This window comes from Streptomyces sp. P17 (assembly GCF_032436805.1).
In the GTDB taxonomy this organism is placed as follows: domain Bacteria; phylum Actinomycetota; class Actinomycetes; order Streptomycetales; family Streptomycetaceae; genus Streptomyces.
The window spans coordinates 1-426 of the sequence record NZ_JAVRBF010000356.1; the positions used below are offsets into that span (position 1 = coordinate 1).

Sequence of the window (426 nt, forward strand, 5' to 3'; positions counted from 1 at the left end):
ACTGGAAATTCCAATCCCGGATTCCATGGTATATCTCAAGTCTTTTATGAATATACATCAGCGTTTGCGAATAACGGCTCCGGTTTTGAAGGACTATCAGATGATACGATTTGGTGGAATATTTCCTGCTCAATTGTATTACTTTTAGGTCGTTATTTACCTTTAATTATTCCATTAATGATCGCTGGATCTTTAGCTAAAAAACGAGTGAGTCCGTCAAATGCAGGTAGTTTGCGTTTAGAATCCCCGACTTTCGCAGCTACTCTTATCGCCGTTATTCTCATCATTAATGTTTTATCATTTTTACCTGCTGCCGTTATTGGGCCTATTGGAGAAGCTCTTGAATTAACGACATCAGTAGTAGGGAATTAATTATGAATCAATCTATTGCAAGTAACGATACTTATATTGAATGGAAACATATTT

General features: G+C 36.4%; 1 protein-coding gene. It reads left to right on the forward strand.

The features are described 5' to 3' along the window. Nucleotides 1-372: potassium-transporting ATPase subunit KdpA (locus RMT89_RS41260; protein WP_315888888.1), on the forward strand; the 372-nt coding region annotated here is incomplete at its 5' end. Between the last annotated feature and the right edge of the window lie 54 nt (nt 373-426).